General features: G+C 73.1%; 15 protein-coding genes. 12 read left to right on the top strand and 3 right to left on the bottom strand.

The features are described from left to right. Nucleotides 1-160 precede the first annotated feature (160 nt). Nucleotides 161-544 carry a hypothetical protein gene (locus DEJ51_RS12835; RefSeq protein ID WP_150257709.1) on the bottom strand — a complete coding sequence of 128 codons (384 nt, stop codon included), beginning with the start codon at nt 542-544 and terminating at the stop codon, nt 161-163. Nucleotides 545-684: 140 nt separating this feature from the next. On the opposite strand from DEJ51_RS12835, the gene DEJ51_RS12830 reads away from it, so the two are divergent. Further along, nucleotides 685-1,527 carry a MurR/RpiR family transcriptional regulator gene (locus DEJ51_RS12830; RefSeq protein WP_150257708.1) on the top strand — a complete coding sequence of 281 codons (843 nt, stop codon included), beginning with the start codon at nt 685-687 and terminating at the stop codon, nt 1,525-1,527. 143 nt (nt 1,528-1,670) lie between these two features. Then, nucleotides 1,671-2,198 (top strand): hypothetical protein, encoded by a 528-nt coding sequence (locus DEJ51_RS12825; protein WP_190620345.1) that lies wholly within the window; start codon nt 1,671-1,673, stop codon nt 2,196-2,198. Nucleotides 2,199-2,337: 139 nt separating this feature from the next. Here the strand turns inward: DEJ51_RS12825 and DEJ51_RS12820 are convergent, their stop codons facing one another. Continuing rightward, nucleotides 2,338-3,693, bottom strand: a complete 1,356-nt coding sequence (locus DEJ51_RS12820; protein WP_411757306.1) for a diaminopimelate decarboxylase — start codon at nt 3,691-3,693, stop codon at nt 2,338-2,340. 95 nt (nt 3,694-3,788) lie between these two features. Between DEJ51_RS12820 and hutU the strand changes: the two genes are divergently transcribed. The 8 genes from hutU (at nt 3,789) to DEJ51_RS12780 (ending at nt 13,715) form a co-directional block, all read left to right on the top strand. Then, nucleotides 3,789-5,453, top strand: coding sequence for a urocanate hydratase (hutU, locus tag DEJ51_RS12815; protein ID WP_150257707.1), 1,665 nt, complete (start codon nt 3,789-3,791; stop codon nt 5,451-5,453). A gap of 68 nt (nt 5,454-5,521) precedes the next feature. Continuing rightward, nucleotides 5,522-6,712 carry an allantoate amidohydrolase gene (locus DEJ51_RS12810; protein WP_150261870.1) on the top strand — a complete coding sequence of 397 codons (1,191 nt, stop codon included), beginning with the start codon at nt 5,522-5,524 and terminating at the stop codon, nt 6,710-6,712. After that, nucleotides 6,703-8,043, top strand: a complete 1,341-nt coding sequence (locus DEJ51_RS12805) for a formimidoylglutamate deiminase (RefSeq protein ID WP_150257706.1) — start codon at nt 6,703-6,705, stop codon at nt 8,041-8,043. The genes DEJ51_RS12810 and DEJ51_RS12805 overlap by 10 nt, the downstream gene beginning before the upstream one ends. 220 nt (nt 8,044-8,263) lie before the next feature. After that, a complete protein-coding gene (gene hutI / locus DEJ51_RS12800; RefSeq protein WP_150257705.1) occupies nt 8,264-9,442 on the top strand; it encodes an imidazolonepropionase in 1,179 nt (392 codons plus the stop codon). Between the two features lie 113 nt (nt 9,443-9,555). Then, a complete protein-coding gene (locus DEJ51_RS12795; RefSeq protein ID WP_150257704.1) occupies nt 9,556-10,254 on the top strand; it encodes an LPXTG cell wall anchor domain-containing protein in 699 nt (232 codons plus the stop codon). Between the two features lie 16 nt (nt 10,255-10,270). Further along, on the top strand, nt 10,271-11,275 hold the full coding sequence (locus DEJ51_RS12790; protein WP_150257703.1) for a hypothetical protein: 1,005 nt from the start codon (nt 10,271-10,273) through the stop codon (nt 11,273-11,275). Further along, the gene (locus tag DEJ51_RS12785; RefSeq protein WP_150257702.1) at nt 11,272-12,393 is read left to right on the top strand and encodes a hypothetical protein; all 1,122 of its coding nucleotides are present in this window, start codon (nt 11,272-11,274) and stop codon (nt 12,391-12,393) included. Before DEJ51_RS12790 ends, DEJ51_RS12785 begins: the two co-directional genes overlap by 4 nt. Before the next feature lie 14 nt (nt 12,394-12,407). After that, nucleotides 12,408-13,715 (top strand): hypothetical protein, encoded by a 1,308-nt coding sequence (locus tag DEJ51_RS12780; RefSeq protein WP_190620344.1) that lies wholly within the window; start codon nt 12,408-12,410, stop codon nt 13,713-13,715. A 64-nt stretch (nt 13,716-13,779) separates the two neighbouring features. On the opposite strand, the gene DEJ51_RS12775 is transcribed toward DEJ51_RS12780, so the two are convergent. After that, on the bottom strand, nt 13,780-15,300 hold the full coding sequence (locus tag DEJ51_RS12775) for a peptide MFS transporter (RefSeq protein ID WP_150257701.1): 1,521 nt from the start codon (nt 15,298-15,300) through the stop codon (nt 13,780-13,782). Between the two features lie 500 nt (nt 15,301-15,800). Between DEJ51_RS12775 and DEJ51_RS12770 the strand changes: the two genes are divergently transcribed. Beyond that, the gene (locus DEJ51_RS12770; protein ID WP_030724697.1) at nt 15,801-16,478 is read left to right on the top strand and encodes a response regulator transcription factor; all 678 of its coding nucleotides are present in this window, start codon (nt 15,801-15,803) and stop codon (nt 16,476-16,478) included. A 38-nt stretch (nt 16,479-16,516) separates the two neighbouring features. Beyond that, nucleotides 16,517-17,782 carry an ATP-binding protein gene (locus tag DEJ51_RS12765; RefSeq protein WP_150257700.1) on the top strand — a complete coding sequence of 422 codons (1,266 nt, stop codon included), beginning with the start codon at nt 16,517-16,519 and terminating at the stop codon, nt 17,780-17,782. The last annotated feature ends 27 nt before the right edge of the window (nt 17,783-17,809 follow it).

Below are 17,809 nucleotides of genomic sequence, written 5' to 3'. Positions count from 1 at the left end.
TCGGTACGCCTCCGTGGCGCCTCGTGCCGGCTCGTGACGCGGCGTACGTGCTCGGAAACCGCTCGTGCCTCACGGTTTCCTCCGCGCGCTCGCCCTCGCTCCCCGGCGCGCCCCTTCGGCTCACTCGCCCCCGCGGCGGCGCCGCACCGGCGTACGGGCATCAGTCCCGGGGAGCCTGCCGACCGCGCCGGAGGCGGGCGGCGTGGATGAAGTTCACGCCGACGATCCCCACCCAGGTGACGATCAGCCCCGGCAGCCGCGCCTGTGTGGCGGCGATGGCCGACAGCGGGATCGCCAGCACCAGGGTGATGACCGCGAAGCCGAAGCGTTCGCCGAAGTTCCCGTCCCCCGGGGCGGCGGACGCCGCCCGGCCGTCACCGCGGGCGGCGGACAGGCGCTCCTCCGCGAGCCGGCGCCGGACCTGCGTGTCGACCTTCTCGACGAACGAGTCCACGAGCGCGGCCTCGTACTCCGGACCCAGCTCGCGCCGGGCGTCCATCGTCGCGTCGAATTCCTTCTTCAGCTCTCGGGTGTGCGCGTCCATGCCCTCACCGTAGGAACCCCGGCGGGCCCCGGCACTGGGGCTAGCACCCCTATCCGGATCGCGGGCACGGCTTGCTCCGCTGCATAAGCGCATGCAGAGTGCTCCGTGACTGAATATCTCACCGGGACGGAGGGGACGGGATGAGTGACAGCCCGGCCGCGCGGCTGCAGAAGCTGTTCGAGGGGCACCGGCTGACGCCGACCCAGCGGCGGATCGCGCACTGCATGGTGCGCGGGGCGGCGGAGGTGCCCTTCCTGTCGAGCGTCGAGCTCGCGGAACTGGCCGGGGTGAGCCAGCCCTCGGTGACCCGGTTCGCCGTGGCGCTGGGCTTCGACGGATATCCCGCGCTCCGCCGCCACCTGCGCGAGGTGGCCCCCGCCGAGCGGCCCGAGGCCGCGCACGAGGACTCGTACAACGAGTACCAGCAGGCCGTCCTGGGGGAGATCGAGAACCTGCGGCAGCTGGCCGCGATGCTCGCCGATCCGGCGCCGGTCCAGGAGGCGGGCCGGCTCCTCGCGGCCTCGACCCCGCTGCTGGTGCTCGGTCTGCGGGCGGCGTCCTCCCAGGCGCGCGGGTTCGCGTACTTCGCGTCGAAGGTCCACCCGGACGTACGGCTCATCGACGAGGGCGGCTCGATGATGGAGGACCGGATCGACGCGGCGCGTTACGAGGGGGCCACGGCGCTGCTCTGCTTCGCGCTGCCCCGCCACCCCAGGGAGGTCGTGGACACCCTGGAACGCTCGCGGCGGGCCGGCCTGACCGTGGTCACGGTCGCCGACTCGGCCTTCGCCCCGGTGGCCCGCCATTCGGACCTGCTGATCCCGGCGCAGGTCGGCACCGGCCTGGCCTTCGACACGGCGTGCGCGCCGATGCTGCTGGGCCGGGTGCTGCTGGAGTCGATGGCGGACGCCCTGCCGGACGCGCAGGCCCGGCTGGAGGCCTTCGACGCGCGGGCGGCCGCCCGGGGCCTGTTCGTCGAGTGAGCCCCGGCGGTGGTCGCGCAGCGCCGGACCGCGGACGGTCCGGCGCAGCTGCGCCCGGCCCGCCGCAGGCGCTCGCCGCCGTCACCCGCAGCTGCAGGCCCCGGATGGCCTGCCGCACCACACCCCGACCGGAGGTCTTCTCAGTGTTTCCCGCACGGGTACTCGCCGTCGCCCCGCTGGCTCTGGTGGTTCTCGCCCTGTCCGGCTGCTCTTCCTGGAGCTGCACCGACACGACGGCGGAGCGCGGCAGGGCGGATGCCAGGGTGCAGGTCGTGGACACGGGCGGGCGGCCTCTCGGCGTCACCGCCGAGGTCGTCGACTGGCGCCTGGAGCCCCACCCGCAGGTGCCCTCCGAAGGTGACCGGGTCCACTTCCGCTTCCGCTTCGACGGCGCTTCCACGTATTCCGGCCCCGCGGTGGACGCCTGCGCGGTCGACAAGGAGCGGGTGGCGTTGGGGTGTCGGACGGTTCGCTCGTCCCAGGCGTTCGGGCCGGCCGACGACCCGCACACGGGTGACGACTGGCTCGCCGTCGAGGACCCCGGACGGGTTGCCGCAGTGTTGTTGATACCCAACAACCAGGCCTACGACCGACGCACCTGCGACGTGGACACCAAGGACGGTGGCGGGACGCATCCTCCAAAGTCACCCGGCAACGGGGACCGGCTGTAGGGAGGCCGAGGCGGTCGGGCACGAGGCGCGGGTCCGCCGGAGCGACGGCCCCACCCCTGCGCGAGCAGACCGACGGACCGGCCGGCTCACGGGCGACGCATCGCCCCGTCCCCGCCCCCGTTGGCCCGGCGGCGGGGGTTCAAGGGTCGAGCAAGGCGTCCCGCAGGGCGCCCCCCGCCTCCGCGACGATGGCCGGGACGTGCTGCGCAGGCCTGGCGAGGCTGAAGCGGACCCCGCCCGACGCCGTGAGGGTGAACCCGTGGACCGCCGGGCGGGGCAGGCTGTTGTAGCCGTAGTGGGCCGTGAAGAAGTACGCGCCGGTGTCCGGGACGCCGATCAGGTCGCCGGGGGCGAGCGGCGGCAGCTCGCGGGCGGTGGCGAGCAGGTCCCCCGCGAAGCAGGCCGGGCCCGCGACGTCCTGGGCCACCGGGTCGCCGGTCTTCGGGGCGCCCTTCGCGTCGTAGGGCAGGATCCGCACCGGCCAGGCCGCCGGGGCGTACGCGGTGCGGGTCGCCACCTGGACCCCGGCGTGGGTGAGTGCGATCGGCCGGGATCCGCTCGTCTTGGTGTACTCGACGCGGGCCAGTACCAGGCCGTGCTTGGCCAGCAGGGACCGGCCGAACTCCGTGACGAGGCCGTACGAGCCGTCGAAGAGGGCGGGGACCGCCCCGCGCAGGGCGGCCACGTACTGCGCGTGGGTGGGGGTCTCCTCGTCCGAGGCGAAGTTCACCGGCAGGCCGCCGCCGATGTCGAGGGTGTCGACCTGGCGCCGCCCGGCCGCCGTGTTGATCTCCTCGGCGAGCGCGTGCAGGTCCCGTACGCCTGCCGCGATCAGGGCCAGCGGAACGCCCTGGGAGCCCGAGTGGATGTGCAGGCGGGTGAGCCAGGGCCGGTCCAGGTAGGCCCGTACGAGCCATTCGCGCGCGCCGGGGTCGCGCAGGGCGACGCCGAACTTCGAGGTGGACGTCGCCGTGGACAGCGCGTCGATGGCGCCCGCGCCGCTCTGCGGATTGATCCGGACGCCGATCGGGGACGCGGTCGGCGTCCCGGCGACGAGCGCGTCCAGGCGTTCGAGTTCCTGCCGGTTGTCGGCGTTGACGGCGACGCCCAGGGCCAGGGCCTCGCGCAGCTCGGCCTCGGTCTTGGCGGGGGAGTCGAGGACGGTCAGGCCGGCGGGGACCCCGGCCGCCCGGGCCAGCGCCAGCTCCCCGGGGCTCGCCGCCTCGCAGCCGAGCCCGGAGTCCGCGAGCAGCCGCAGGACCGGGACGAGCGGGGCCGCCTTGACGGCGAAGGCGTGCAGGACGGGGGTGCCGGGTGCGAGGGCGGCCGCGAAGGCGCCGGTCAGGGCGGCGGCGGAGGCCCGGATCCCGGCGACGTCCAGCAGGCAGACCAGGGGTGGCGCGGGGTCGGCCCCGCCGACGATTCCCTGCTCGACGGCGGCTCGTACGGCCAGATCGCGGCGCGCGGCGGCGCCCTCGGTGCCCATGTCGGCCATCCCATCATCCGGCGGGGCCGACCGCAGCTGTTGACTGAATCTATTCAGGGCGCGAGGATGTGAATAGATTGACCAACATCGGAGGAGGCACCGCCATGTCAGGACCCCGCCCCGTACGTGCCGCGCGAGGCACCGACCTCAGCACCCTGGGATGGCAGCAGGAAGCCGCCCTGCGGATGCTGCAGAACAACCTCGACCCCGAGGTCGCGGAGCACCCCGACAAGCTCGTCGTCTACGGCGGCACCGGCAAGGCCGCCCGCGACTGGCGCTCGTACGACGCGATGGTCCGCACCCTGCAGACCCTCAAGCAGGACGAGACGATGCTGGTCCAGTCCGGCCGCCCGGTCGGCGTGATGCAGACCCACGAGTGGGCGCCGCGCGTCCTGCTCGCCAACTCCAACCTCGTCGGCGACTGGGCCAATTGGGAGGAGTTCCGCCGTCTGGAGCACCTGGGCCTGACCATGTACGGCCAGATGACCGCCGGGTCCTGGATCTACATCGGCACCCAGGGCATCCTCCAGGGCACCTACGAGACCTTCGCCGCCGTCGCCGCCAAGAAGTTCAACGGAACCCTGGCCGGCACGATCACCCTCACCGCCGGCCTCGGCGGCATGGGCGGCGCCCAGCCGCTGGCCGTGACGATGAACGACGGCGTCGCGATCTGCATCGACGTCGACCCGCGCGCCATCGACCGCCGCATCGAGCACCGCTACCTGGACGTCAAGGCCGACGACCTGCGCCACGCCCTCCAGCTGGCCGTCGAAGCCCGCGACGCCCGCAAGCCGCTCTCCATCGGCCTCCTCGGCAACGCCGCCGAGCTGCTCCCGCAGATGCTGGCCGAAGGCGCGCCCATCGACATCGTGACCGACCAGACCTCGGCGCACGACCCGCTGTCGTACCTGCCCGTCGGCGTCGACTTCGACGACATGGCCTCCTACGCCGCCAAGGACCCGGCCGGCTTCACCACCCGCGCCCGCGAGTCCATGGCCAAGCACGTCGAGGCCATGGTCGGCTTCATGGACGCCGGCGCCGAGGTCTTCGACTACGGCAACTCCATCCGCGGCGAGGCCCAGCTGGCCGGCTACGACCGCGCCTTCGCCTTCCCCGGCTTCGTCCCGGCCTACATCCGCCCGCTGTTCTGCGAGGGCAAGGGCCCCTTCCGCTGGGCCGCCCTGTCCGGTGAGGCCTCGGACATCCACAAGACCGACAAGGCCATGCTGGAGCTCTTCCCCGAGAACGAGTCCCTGCACCGCTGGATCAAGATGGCCGGCGAGCGCGTCCACTTCCAGGGCCTGCCCGCGCGCATCTGCTGGCTGGGCTACGGCGAGCGCGACAAGGCCGGTGAGCGCTTCAACGAGATGGTCGCCGACGGCACCCTCGCCGCCCCGCTGGCCATCGGCCGCGACCACCTCGACTGCGGCTCCGTCGCCTCCCCGTACCGCGAGACCGAGGCCATGCTCGACGGCTCCGACGCGATCGCCGACTGGCCGCTGCTCAACGCCATGGTCAACGTCGCCTCCGGCGCCTCCTGGGTCTCCATCCACCACGGCGGCGGCGTCGGCATGGGCCGCTCGATCCACGCCGGCCAGGTCACGGTCGCCGACGGCACCAAGCTCGCCGGCGAGAAGATCCGCCGCGTCCTCACCAACGACCCCGGCATGGGCGTCATCCGCCACGTCGACGCCGGCTACGACATCGCCGAGTCGGTCGCCGACGAGCGCGGCGTCCGCGTCCCCATGCGTGAGGGCGACGACGCGTGAGCGAGGCCGAGTTCACGCCCGCGGCCACCCCGGCCGCGGGCTCCGGCGGGGCGCCGTCGTTCCACGCGATGTGGGCCGAGCTCGCGCCCGTCGGCCGCGACGTCGGCACCGGCGGCTACCGCCGCCACGCCTGGACCGGGGCCGACGCCGACTGCCGGACCTGGTTCCAGGAGCAGGCCGAGGCGCGCGGACTGACGTACGAGACCGACCGCAACGGCAACCAGTGGGCCTGGCTCGGCGACCCCCTCGCCGGGGACGCCGTGGTCACCGGCTCGCACCTGGACTCCGTCCCCGACGGCGGGGCCTTCGACGGCCCCCTCGGCGTGGTGTCCTCCTTCGCGGCCCTGGACGAGCTCCGCAGCAGGGGAGTGCGGTTCACCCGGCCGCTGGCCATCACCAACTTCGGTGACGAGGAAGGCGCCCGCTTCGGGCTCGCCTGCGTCGGCTCCCGGCTCGCCGCCGGGCAGCTGACCAAGGAGAAGGCGTACGAGCTGCGCGACGCCGAGGGCATCTCCCTGCCCCAGGCCATGGAGGCCGCCGGATACGACCCCGAGACCATCGGGGCCGACCCCGAACGCCTCGGCCGCATCGGCGCCTTCGTCGAGCTGCACGTGGAACAGGGCCGGGCCCTGGACCTCTCCGGGGACCGGGTCGGCATCGCCTCCGCGATCTGGCCGCACGGCCGCTGGCGGTTCGACTTCCGCGGCGAGGCCAACCACGCCGGCACCACCCGGCTGGTCGACCGCCGCGACCCGATGCTCACCTACGCGGCGACCGTGCTGGCCGCCCGCAGCGAGGCGGCCCTCGCCGGGGCCGTCGCCACCTTCGGGAAGATCGCGGTCGAGCCCAACGGGGTCAACGCCATCCCGTCGCTGGTGCGCGGCTGGCTCGACTCCCGGGCCGCCGACCAGGCCACCCTCGACACGGTCGTCACGGCCATCGAGAAGGCCGCCCGCGAGCGCGCCGACCAGGACGGCATCGACCTCGGCATCGTCCGGGAGTCCTTCACCCCGGTCGTCGAGTTCGAGCACGCCCTGCGCGACGAGATGAACCGGATCCTGGGCGGCTCGGTCCCCGTCCTCGGCACCGGGGCGGGACACGACGCCGGAATCCTCTCCGCCGCCGTCCCGACCGCCATGCTGTTCGTGCGGAACCCGACCGGCGTCTCCCACTCCCCGCGGGAGTTCGCCGCCGAGGACGACTGCGTGGCCGGCGTCCTCGCCCTCGCCGACGTACTGGAAGGCCTGGCATGTCGTTGACGACGTACTGGCTGGAGCACGCCTGGCTCGACACCCACGTCGAGCCGGGCGTCGCCCTCGATGTCACCGAAGACGGGCGCATCGGCGCCCTGCGCACCGGGGTGCAGACCCCGCCGCCCGGCGCCGAGGTGCTGCGCGGCCTCACGATCCCCGGGCTGGCCAACGCGCACAGCCATGCCTTCCACCGGGCCCTGCGCGGCACGGTCCAGGTCGGTTCCGGCACCTTCTGGACCTGGCGCGACCTGATGTACAAGGTCGCCCAGAACCTCACGCCCGACAGCTACTTCGCGCTCGCCCGCGCCGTGTACGCCGAGATGGCGCTGGCCGGCATCACCAACGTCGGCGAGTTCCACTACGTCCACCACGCGCCCGGCGGCGCCGCGTACGCCGACCCCAACGCCATGGGCGAGGCCCTGATCGAGGCCGCCTCCGCGGCCGGCATCCGGATCACGCTCCTGGACACCGCGTACCTGTCCTCGGGCTTCGGGGAGGCCCCCAACGCCCACCAGCTGCGCTTCTCCGACGGCACCGCCGAGGCCTGGGCCGAGCGCGCGAGCGCGCTGAAGCCCCGCGAGCACGCCCTGATCGGCGCGGCGATCCACTCGGTCCGCGCGGTACCCGCCGCCGAACTGGCCACCGTCGCCGCCTGGGCCGAGGAACGCCGGGCGCCCCTGCACGTCCACCTCTCGGAGCAGACCGCCGAGAACGACGCCTGCCAGGCCGCCCACGGGCGCACGCCGACCCAGCTGCTCGCCGACCACGGCGTGCTCGGCCCGCGCACCACCGGTGTGCACAACACGCACCTCACCGACACCGACATCGCCCTCCTCGGCGGGACCACCACCGGCACCTGCATGTGTCCCACCACCGAACGCGACCTCGCGGACGGCATCGGCCCGGCGACCCGGCTCCAGCACGCGGGCAGCCCGCTGTCCCTGGGCAGCGACAGCCACGCCGTGATCGACCTGCTCGAAGAGGCCCGCGCGATGGAGCTCAACGAGCGCCTGCGCAGCCGAACCCGGGGCCACTGGACGGCGAACGCCCTGCTCACCGCCGCCACCGCGGACGGCCACGCCGCCCTCGGGCTGCCGGACGCGGGCCGCCTGGAGACGGGCGCGCTCGCGGACTTCACCACGATCGCGCTGGACTCCGTACGCACGGCGGGTCCGCTGCCGCGGCTCGGCGCCGAGACCGTCGTCTTCGCCGCCACCGCCTCCGACGTCCGCCACACGGTGGTCGGCGGCCGCCACATCGTCCGCGACGGCCACCACACCCTGGTCCCGGACGTCCCGTCCGCCCTTGCCGAGTCCATCGCAGCCCTGCGCTCCTGACCGTGCCGCCTGCGGCGGGCTTTCCCCCACCCCGCCCCTTCCCGAAACCGGGCTCTGCCCGGACCCGGTCCTCAAACTCCCCCGGCTACCGCTGGGAGGTGCCGCCTGGACAGGCTGGAAATCCAGCCTCGCCGGCGTTTGAGGCGCGGGGTCCGGGGCGGAGCCCCGGGACACGGAGAAAGGGCGGGGTGGGGGACAAGCAAGCTCTGAGAGGAACCCAGTGACCACCACGGCCATCACCCACATCGGCAGCCTCGTCACCAACGACCCCGCCGTCGGCGACGGCAGCCCCCTCGGCCTGCTCGAGAACGCCGCCGTCGTCATCGACGGCGACCGCATCGCCTGGGTCGGCCCGACGGCACAGGCCCCGGCCGCCGACGAGAGCTTCGACGCGCAGGGCCGGGCCGTCATCCCCGGCTTCGTCGACAGCCACTCCCACCTCGTCTTCGCCGGCGACCGCACCCAGGAGTTCAACGCCCGGATGTCCGGCCGCGCCTACTCCGCCGGCGGCATCCGCACCACCGTCGCCGCCACCCGTGCCGCCACCGACGCCGAGCTGGAGGCGAACCTCGTCCGCCACCTCGACGAGGCCCGCCGCCAGGGCACCACCACCTTCGAGACCAAGTCCGGCTACGGCCTCACCGTCGCCGACGAGGCCCGCGCCCTGCGCATCGCCGCCGCGCACACCGAGGAGGTCACCTACCTCGGCGCGCACATCGTCTCCCCCGACTTCGCCGAGGACCCGGCCGGCTACGTCGACCTCGTCACCGGCGAGATGCTGGAGGCCTGCGCCCCGTACGCCCGCTGGGTGGACGTCTTCTGCGAGAAGGGGGCCTTCGACGGCGACCAGGCCCGTGCGGTCCTCACCGCCGGTGCCGCCGCCGGGCTGATCCCGCGCGTGCACGCCAACCAGCTCTCCTACGGGCCCGGCGTCCAGCTCGCCGTCGAGCTCGAAGCGGCCTCCGCCGACCACTGCACCCACCTCACCGACGCCGACGTCGACGCCCTCGCGCAGGCCGCCGGCACCACCGTCGCCACCCTGCTGCCCGGCGCCGAGTTCTCCACGCGCGCCCAGTGGCCCGACGCCCGGCGGCTGATCGACGCCGGTGCCACCGTCGCCCTGTCCACGGACTGCAACCCCGGCTCCTCCTACACGAGTTCGATGCCGTTCTGCATCGCGCTCGCCGTACGCGACATGAGGATGACCCCCGACGAGGCCCTGTGGTCGGCCACCGCCGGCGGTGCCCGCGCCCTGCGCCGCAGCGACATCGGCATCGTGGCCCCGGGGGCCCGCGCGGACCTGGCCCTGCTGGACGCCCCGAGCCATGTCCACCTGGCCTACCGGCCGGGTGTGCCGCTCGTCTCCGCGGTGTGGAGCAAGGGCGTCCGCGCCTACTGACGAACGGTCAATTCGGGCCTGTCCTTCGTCTTCCCTCCGTAAGGCCCCGGGCGTACCTTGAGCCACCGATCTGATGTTCCGTCAGTTTTCTGTGGCCCGAGGGGAAGACGAAGGTGTCCGACCGCAAACGCTCCACCGCGCTCGCGCTGGCCTCCGCGCTGGCCGGATCGGCGGTGCTGTTCACCGCCCCCGTGGCCCAGGCCGCCGTCGTCGACGTCGCCTACGACTGCAAGACCCCGATCGGGGACAAGTCGGCGGTGTCGCCCATCGACATCAAGTCCGTCAAGGAGGGGGACGGGTACAAGCTGACGATGTCCTTCCAGAAGGGCGTCTCGTCCAGCCCCATCGAGCTCGGCAAGGGCGCCATGAGCCCCAGCGCCGTCATCGTCGTCGGCGGCGCGGAGAAGGTGTCCGTACCGGTCTCGGGACCGTCCAACCCCGAAGCCGTCCCCCCGGACACCCCCATCAAGATCACCGACCTCTCGGGCACCTACACGCCCAAGAAGAGCGGCAAGGTCACCTTCACCGCCGGCGTGCTCACCATCAAGGCGATGGGCACCACGACCACCTGCACCCCCGGCAACAGCCCGGGGCCCTCGCTCGAACTGGACGTCACGGCGCCCGGCGGCGGGACCGGCTCCACGGGCTCCACCGGCTCCACGGGCTCCACCGGCTCGACCGGAGACACCCTCCCGCAGACCGGGCCCACCGACTCCGCCCTGGCCCTCGGCACCCTCGGCGGCACCGTGCTGCTCTCCGGCGCCGTCGGCGTGCTCTGGCTGACCCGGCGCGGCCGGCGGGCCGGGTCCTGAACGGAGCACCCCGGTCATGCCCCTGCTCCCCACACCGAGGCGCGCCGCTGCCGTCCTCCTGTTCGCCGCCGCCCTGCTGTGCGCGGCTCCCGCGCACCCCGCGGCCGCCGACGAGCCGGGCTGGACCGCCGAGCCCGCAGCCGGAGCGGCGGCCACCGCCCGCCCGTACTTCTACCTGGCCGGCGCCCCGGGCAGCGTGCTGGAGGACCGGCTGGCCCTGGCCAACACCACCGACCAGGAGCGCACCGTGACGCTGCGCGGGGCCGACGCCTACAACACGGCCGACGGCGCCTTCGCGGTCCGCCCGGCGGCGCCCGGCAGCGGGACCACCGGGGCCGGTTCCTGGATCAGCTTCGGGGCCGCCGCCACCGTGAAGGTGCCGCCCCGCACCCGGGCCCTCGTCCCCTTCACCCTCACCGTGCCGCCGTCGTCCCCGCCCGGCGACCACCCCGCCGCCGTGATCGCCACCGAGAGCGGCCACGAGGTCGGCGTACGGGTCCACCTGCGGGTCGGCGGTCCCACCCTGGCGGCCCTCACGGTCGAGGACGTCGCCGTCCGGGGCCGGGGCCCGGCCGCCGTCATCGCCTACACCCTCGTCAACCGCGGCAACGTGGCCCTCGTCCCCGAGCTCCGGATCCGCGCCGAGGCCCTCACCGGCGAGGTGTCCGACCCGCCCCGCGGCCGCTCCCTCCCGGTGGAAGTGCTCCCCGGCCAGCGGGTGGAGCTCACCGAACCCTGGCCCGGCGCGCCGGCCCTCGACCGGGTCCGCGTCACCCTCACCGTGACCGCTCCCGGCGGCGTCCGCGCGGTGGCGACCGGCTCGCGCTGGTTCGTCCCCCTGGACCTGGACGGCCCGGCCGGGGCCGGCCTGCTCGGCCTCGGCGCGGCCACCGCCGCCGCGCTGTACCTCGTACGCCGCCGACGGTCCGTACCGGGCCCGGGCCCGGAGCCGGACGCGCCGCCCACGGCCGGACCCACGCCCCCTGCACCGCACCACGAGCTGACGGGAGCCGCCAGGTGAGAAGAGTCGGAGCCCTGCTGGCCGCGGGGCTGGCGGTGTGCGCCCTCGCCCTGTTCCCCACGGGCCGGGCCGCCGCCGCCGAGGGCGAGCCGGCCGTGACGCTTTCGCTCCAGGAGGCCGCCAAGGGCACCGGGATCACCGTCACCGGTACCGGCTGGCCGGCCAGGACGCTGGTGATGCTGCTGGTCTGCGGCCAGAACATGATCGGCGGCACCAACAGCTGCGCCAACGCCGACGGCGCCGCCGTCTCCGTCGCGGCCGACGGGGGTTTCAAGGCCCAGCTGTCCGTGGTGGCACCGCCCAAGCCGTGCCCCTGCATCGTCAACGTCACCTCCGTCAACGGCGACCAGTCCACCGTCGCGACCCCGCTGAAGATCACCGACCACCCGGTCGCCGAGCTGCCCGCCGAAACCGGCACGGCCCGTCTCGCGGTGCTCACCGGGGTCCGGCTGGAGGGCGAGGACGGGGTACTGACCTGGTTCGGCGCCCCGCCCGCCCGGAAGTTCAAGGTCACCGTCGGCAATATCGGCCCGGTCCCGGTCAAGGACCCGGTCTTCCAGCTCGGCACCGCGCACGGGGTGTTCGCCCCGCTGTGGGAGGAGGCCCGCTGGAAGGGCACCATCCCGCCCGGCGGCAAGGCGGAGATCGCCCTCGACGCGGGCCTGGCCGCCGGCGCCCACGGCGACTACACGATCTCCCTCAAGTACGGCGAGACCGTGCTGGCCACGCAGCCCTGGGGTGTGGACCGCCCGTACGGGGTGCTGCTCTTCTGGGGCCTGCTCCTGCTGGTGGTCCCGGCCGCGGTCTTCCGCGTCGGCATGGCCGTCGTCGACCGGGTCCGGCCGAGCGCCGCCTCCGCCGGCCGCCACCGCGGAACGCGTCCCCTGGACACGACCGCCTCCGCGGCCGCGGCGGCCGCCTCCGCCGTGACGGCCCGGCTGCCGCGGATCCCGGCGCTGCGGCCCCCCGGGCCGGCCCCGGCCACCGACGGCCCGGAGCGCTCCCCCCAGACCACCACGGCGGTCCTGCCGTGGTTCACCCCGGACAGCGCGCCGGGCACAGCACCACAGGCGTCCGCACCGTCTGAGAACCGTTCGACGACGAAGGGACATTCGTGAAAACCCAACGGAGGGTGAGCGCGGCCGTGATCGCGCTGCTGCTCGGCGGCGCCGGTATCGCCATCGGAGCCACTCCCGCCCAGGCCGCGGAGACCAAGTTCAACGTCAAGTGCGTTCCCCCGGCCGGGGGCGGCGGTCCGGTGGAGGGCGAGACCACCGCCAAGGTCACCGCTCCCGCCTCGGCGAAGGTCGGCGACGAGGTCGACGTGTCCTGGGAGACGGTGAAGCCCGCCTCGAACAACACGGACCTGATGGACATCCCGCAGGACGCGGTCCAGCCCACCGGCTGGATCACCGTGGGCGGCGGTGGCGGTGAGCTGAAGGTCGTCGGGGAGAAGAAGAACCCGCCGATCCCGAAGAAGGCGCCCATGGTGATGTCCGTGATGAAGGGCAAGCTGAAGCTCACCAAGGCCGGGAAGATCACGCTGACCCCCGGCAAGTACGAGGTGGCCGTCACCTTCTCCTTCGGCACGTTCGTCACCAAGTGCGCCCCGACCGGCAGCGTGGGCGCGGGCGCCACCATCGACGTGGCGGCCGGCTCCAGCGGTGGTACGACGACCGGTGGCACCACGACGGGCGGTTCCACGACGGGCGGTTCCACCACCGGCGGCTCCACGACGGGCGGTTCCACCACCACCGGCGGCTCCACGACCACCTCGGGCGGATCGGCCTCGGGCGGCGGGGGCGGCCAGACCGACTTCCCGGGCAAGGCGGTCGAGGTGGCCTTCGACTGCGGGCCGGTCGTCCCGGGGGGCATCAAGACCCCGGTCACGATCAACGCGAAGAAGAACGGCGGCAGCTACGACCTCACGGTCAAGACCGCCAAGGGCGCGATGGCCGCGCCCATGGCCCTGCCCGCGGGAGCCCTCAAGCCCTCGATGGACGTCAAGCTCGGCGGCGCGGACAGCGGCACGGTCAAGGTCTCCGGCCCGGCCAACGCGGAGCCGATCCCGGACAAGGCCCCGGTCAGCCTCAGCGACATGACCGGCACCTACAAGCCCGGCAAGAGCGGCAAGGTGACACTGAGCCCGGACCAGCTGACGATCGACGTCACGATGGCCCCCGGCGCCACCCCGATCAACGTCCCCTGCAAGGCGACGAGCAGCGGCGTCTCGCTGGAACTGGACACCGCCGCCCAGCCGGGCGGCTCCGGTTCCTCGACGTCCTCCTCCGGCAGCACCACCTCGGGCGGTCTCGCCGAGACCGGCGCCGAGGACGACGGCGGCATCAAGGCCCTGGCCCTGGTCGCCGGCACGGTGATCCTGCTCGGCGGAGCGGTGTTCACCTTCACCCCGTGGCGCCGCCTGCGCGGCACCCGCTGACACGGGAACGGCCCGGCACACCGTGCGGTGTGCCGGGCCGTTCCGTGGGACGGGGGCAGACGGGTCAGCCCATGCCGTCCATCAGCTGGTTGACCTTCTTGCGGTACATGAAGATCGCGAGGCCGGCGAGGACGGCGGCCACGGCCTGGAAGAGGATGACCCCGACGCCGTTCAGCTGCACGTCGGCGAGACCCATCAGACCGGTGATGCAGTCACCGGCGGTGACGGCGAGGAACCAGACGCCCATCATCTGGGAGCCGTACTTCTGCGGCGCCATCTTCGTGGTGACCGACAGGCCGACCGGGGAGAGGCACAGCTCGGCGAGCGTGTGCATCAGGAAGATGAGCACCAGCCACCACATGGTGACCTTGGTGTCGTTGCCGGAGGTCTGGCTCAGCGGGATCGCGAAGACGAAGAACGAGGCGCCGACGATGACCAGGGCCACCGAGAACTTCACGATGGTGCTGGGCTCGCGGTTGCGGCGGGCCAGGGCCACCCACGCGGCGGCGAAGATCGGGGCCAGGGCCACCACGAACAGCGGGTTCAGCGACTGGAAGATGGTGGTGGGGACTTCCCAGCCGAACAGGCTGCGCTCGGAGTTCTTGTCACCGAACAGAGAGAGCGTCGAACCGCCCTGGTCGTAGATCATCCAGAACACGGCGGCGGCCACGAAGAACCAGATGTAGGCGCTCATCCGGGTCTGCTCGACGGTGGACAGGTCACGGTCCCGCTTGATGCGGACGAGGACGGCGACCGGGATGAGCAGACCGGCGATGGTGATCGGGTACAGCGCCCACTTGATGGTGAACATGTCCGCGGCGACGACGGCGCCGTAGAAGACGGCGACGACGGCCAGGACGGCGAGGGCCTTGACGATCACGGCCTTGCGCTCGGCGACGGACAGCGGGTTCGGGACGACGCTGCTCTGCGGGCTCAGGGTGCGGCCGGCGAGCAGGTAGACCAGGAGGCCGATGCCCATGCCGACGGCGGCGAGCGCGAAGCCGAGGTGCCAGTTCACCAGCTCGCCGACCATGCCGATGCCGATCGGCGCGAGCAGGGCACCCACGTTGATGCCGATGTAGAAGATCGTGAAGCCGCTGTCCCGGCGCGGGTCGTCCACACCGCGGTACAGGTGGCCGACCATCGTGGAGATGTTGGCCTTCAGCAGACCGGAGCCGACCGCGACCAGCAGCAGACCGACGAAGAACGACAGCTGGCCGGGCAGCGCGAGCGCCACGTGACCCGCCATGATCACGACACCGGCGATGGTGACCGTCTTGCGGGCACCCCAGACGCGGTCACCGAACCAGCCGCCGGGCATGGCCATGAGGTAGACCATGGCCACGTAGACGGAGTAGATCGCCGTGGCCGTCGCGGCGGTGAAGCCGAGGCCACCACCCTGGCTGTCCGTCGCGGCGTCGACGCCGCCGGAGACCAGGTACAGAACGAGAAGCGCACGCATGCCGTAGTAGGAGAAGCGCTCCCACATCTCGGTCATGAACAGCGTGGCCAGGCCGATCGGGTGGCCGAGGACGGTCTTCTCGTGAGCGGGGCTCGGTGAGGCCGTCGTCAGGCTGGAAGCCATGGTCGATCCTTGCTTGCTCGGGACGCTTCGGCTTCGTGAGCTCATCCGCGCCCGGTGGGGGGTGGCCGGCACCGGCGGACGGATCTCCCACCCCACGCCTCGGGGGGCCGCCCCACGGGGATTGGGGGGCGGCAGGACATCCGTCACCGGGATCCACGCCCTCCCGCGCGTCATCACGCGGGGGGCCCGGCCAACAGGTCATTCACTGTCGTCAAGACCGGCCGGGCGGCTCCTTGAGAGGACCACCCATCCGGTTCAGGACAGAAGCAGAGACCTTTGCGCTGCTTTTCGGCACAAAGGTCCCTGAGGTATTGCATCAGGCGTCTCGCCACCATACGACACGACACTGCGGCATATGAAAGGACTTGAGAGATGGATCACAAGGCGCGCCGGGAACCGAAAGGCCATATTCGAAGGCGCTTAGTAGTTCGTAAGCCCAGATAGAGAGGGGTCTTCCCGCGGGCCCCTGGTTTCACCCGCCGCGGACTACCATCACCCACATGACGCGTGTACTGCTCGCCGAGGACGACGCATCCATCTCGGAACCCCTGGCCCGCGCCCTGCGCCGGGAGGGGTACGAGGTCGAGGTCCGGGAGGACGGCCCCACCGCTCTGGACGCGGGACTGCAGGGCGGCGTCGATCTCGTCGTCCTCGACCTGGGGCTCCCGGGGATGGACGGCCTGGAGGTCGCCCGCCGGCTGCGCGCCGAGGGCCACGGCTTCCCGATCCTGGTCCTCACCGCCCGGGCGGACGAGGTCGACACGGTCGTCGGCCTGGACGCCGGCGCCGACGACTACGTGACCAAGCCCTTCCGCCTGGCCGAACTGCTCGCCCGGGTCCGGGCCCTGCTCCGGCGCGGCGCCACCGAGGCCCTCCAGCCCCCCGCCACCCACGGCGTGCGGATCGACGTCGAATCGCACCGGGCCTGGATGGGGGAGGAGGAGCTCCAGCTCACCGCCAAGGAGTTCGACCTGCTGCGCGTCCTGGTGCGCGACGCGGGCCGGGTCGTCACCCGCGACCAGCTCATGCGCGAGGTCTGGGACACCACCTGGTGGTCCTCCACCAAGACCCTCGACATGCACATCTCCTGGCTGCGCAAGAAGCTGGGCGACGACGCCGCCAACCCCCGCTACATCGCCACCGTGCGGGGCGTCGGTTTCCGGTTCGAGAAGAGCTGACCGCCTCCCGCGGCCCCACCTGGGGCATGCTCTAGGGCATGCGCCGCCGCCTCATCAACTCCACGCTCGCCGTGGTGCTCGTCGTGATCGCCGTCTTCGGGGTCTCCCTCGTCATCGTGGAGACCCGGACCATCACCAGCAGCGCCCAGGACCGCATCGAGTCCGAGGCGCTGCGGCTCGTGGGCATCGTCGAGGCGAACGTCCTGGAGAAGAAGCCGATCGACCCCGTGGCCCTCGGCGAGCAGCTCGACGCCGGCCACCACGCGCGGATCACCGTCCCCGGCCAGCCGGCCGTGGACGTGGGCAGCCCGATCCCCGACAGCGTGATCCGCGGCACCGCCCGCGGGGAGCAGGGCGAGGTCGTGATCGTCGAGGAGTCCCGCTCCACCGTGACCCGCGAGGTCGGACGGACCCTCGCGGTGGTCGGCGCGGTCGCCCTGCTGGCCGTCGTGGCGGCCGTCCTGCTCGCCGTACGGCAGGCGAACCGGCTGGCCTCCCCGCTCACCGACCTGGCCGAGACGGCGGAGCGGCTCGGATCCGGCGACCCGAGGCCCCGGCACAAGCGGTACGGGGTCCCCGAGCTGGACCGGGTCGCGGACGTGCTGGACTCCAGCGCCGAGCGGATCGGCCGGATGCTGACGGCCGAGCGGCGCCTGGCCGCGGACGCCTCCCACCAGCTGCGCACCCCGCTCACCGCGCTCTCCATGCGGTTGGAGGAGATCACGGTCACCGACGACCTGGCGACCGTCCGGGAGGAGGCGACGATCGCCCTGACCCAGGTGGAGCGGCTCACGGACGTGGTGCAGCGGCTGCTCACCAACTCGCGGGACCCCCGTACGGGCTCCGCGGTCCCCTTCGACCTGGACGAGGTCGTCAAGCAGCAGGTCGAGGAGTGGCGGCCGGCCTACCGCAGCGCGGGCCGGGCCATCGTCCGCTCCGGACGGCAGGGCGTACGGGCCGTCGGCACCCCGGGCGCGGTCTCGCAGGTGCTGGCCACCCTGGTGGAGAACGCCCTCATGCACGGCGGCGGCACGGTCGCGCTGCGCACCCGGGTGATCGGCAACCAGGCGGTGCTGGAGGTCACGGACGAGGGACCGGGCGTCCCGCCGGACCTCGGCAACCGGATCTTCGAGCGGGCCATCAGCGGCCGCAACTCCACCGGGATCGGCCTCGCGGTGGCCCGGGACCTCGCGGAGGCGGACGGCGGACGCCTGGAGCTGCTCCAGACGCAGCCGCCGGTGTTCGCGCTGTTCCTCAGCCGCACGGCGCCGGAGCGGGCCGAACCGCAGACCACCGTGCGCTAGGGCGCGTCCGCAAAGTACCGCCTGCCC

Origin of the sequence: Streptomyces venezuelae, assembly GCF_008642275.1 — a bacterium.
Lineage (GTDB): Bacteria > Actinomycetota > Actinomycetes > Streptomycetales > Streptomycetaceae > Streptomyces > Streptomyces venezuelae_E.
This window is presented reverse-complemented; position numbering and strand designations above follow the sequence as displayed.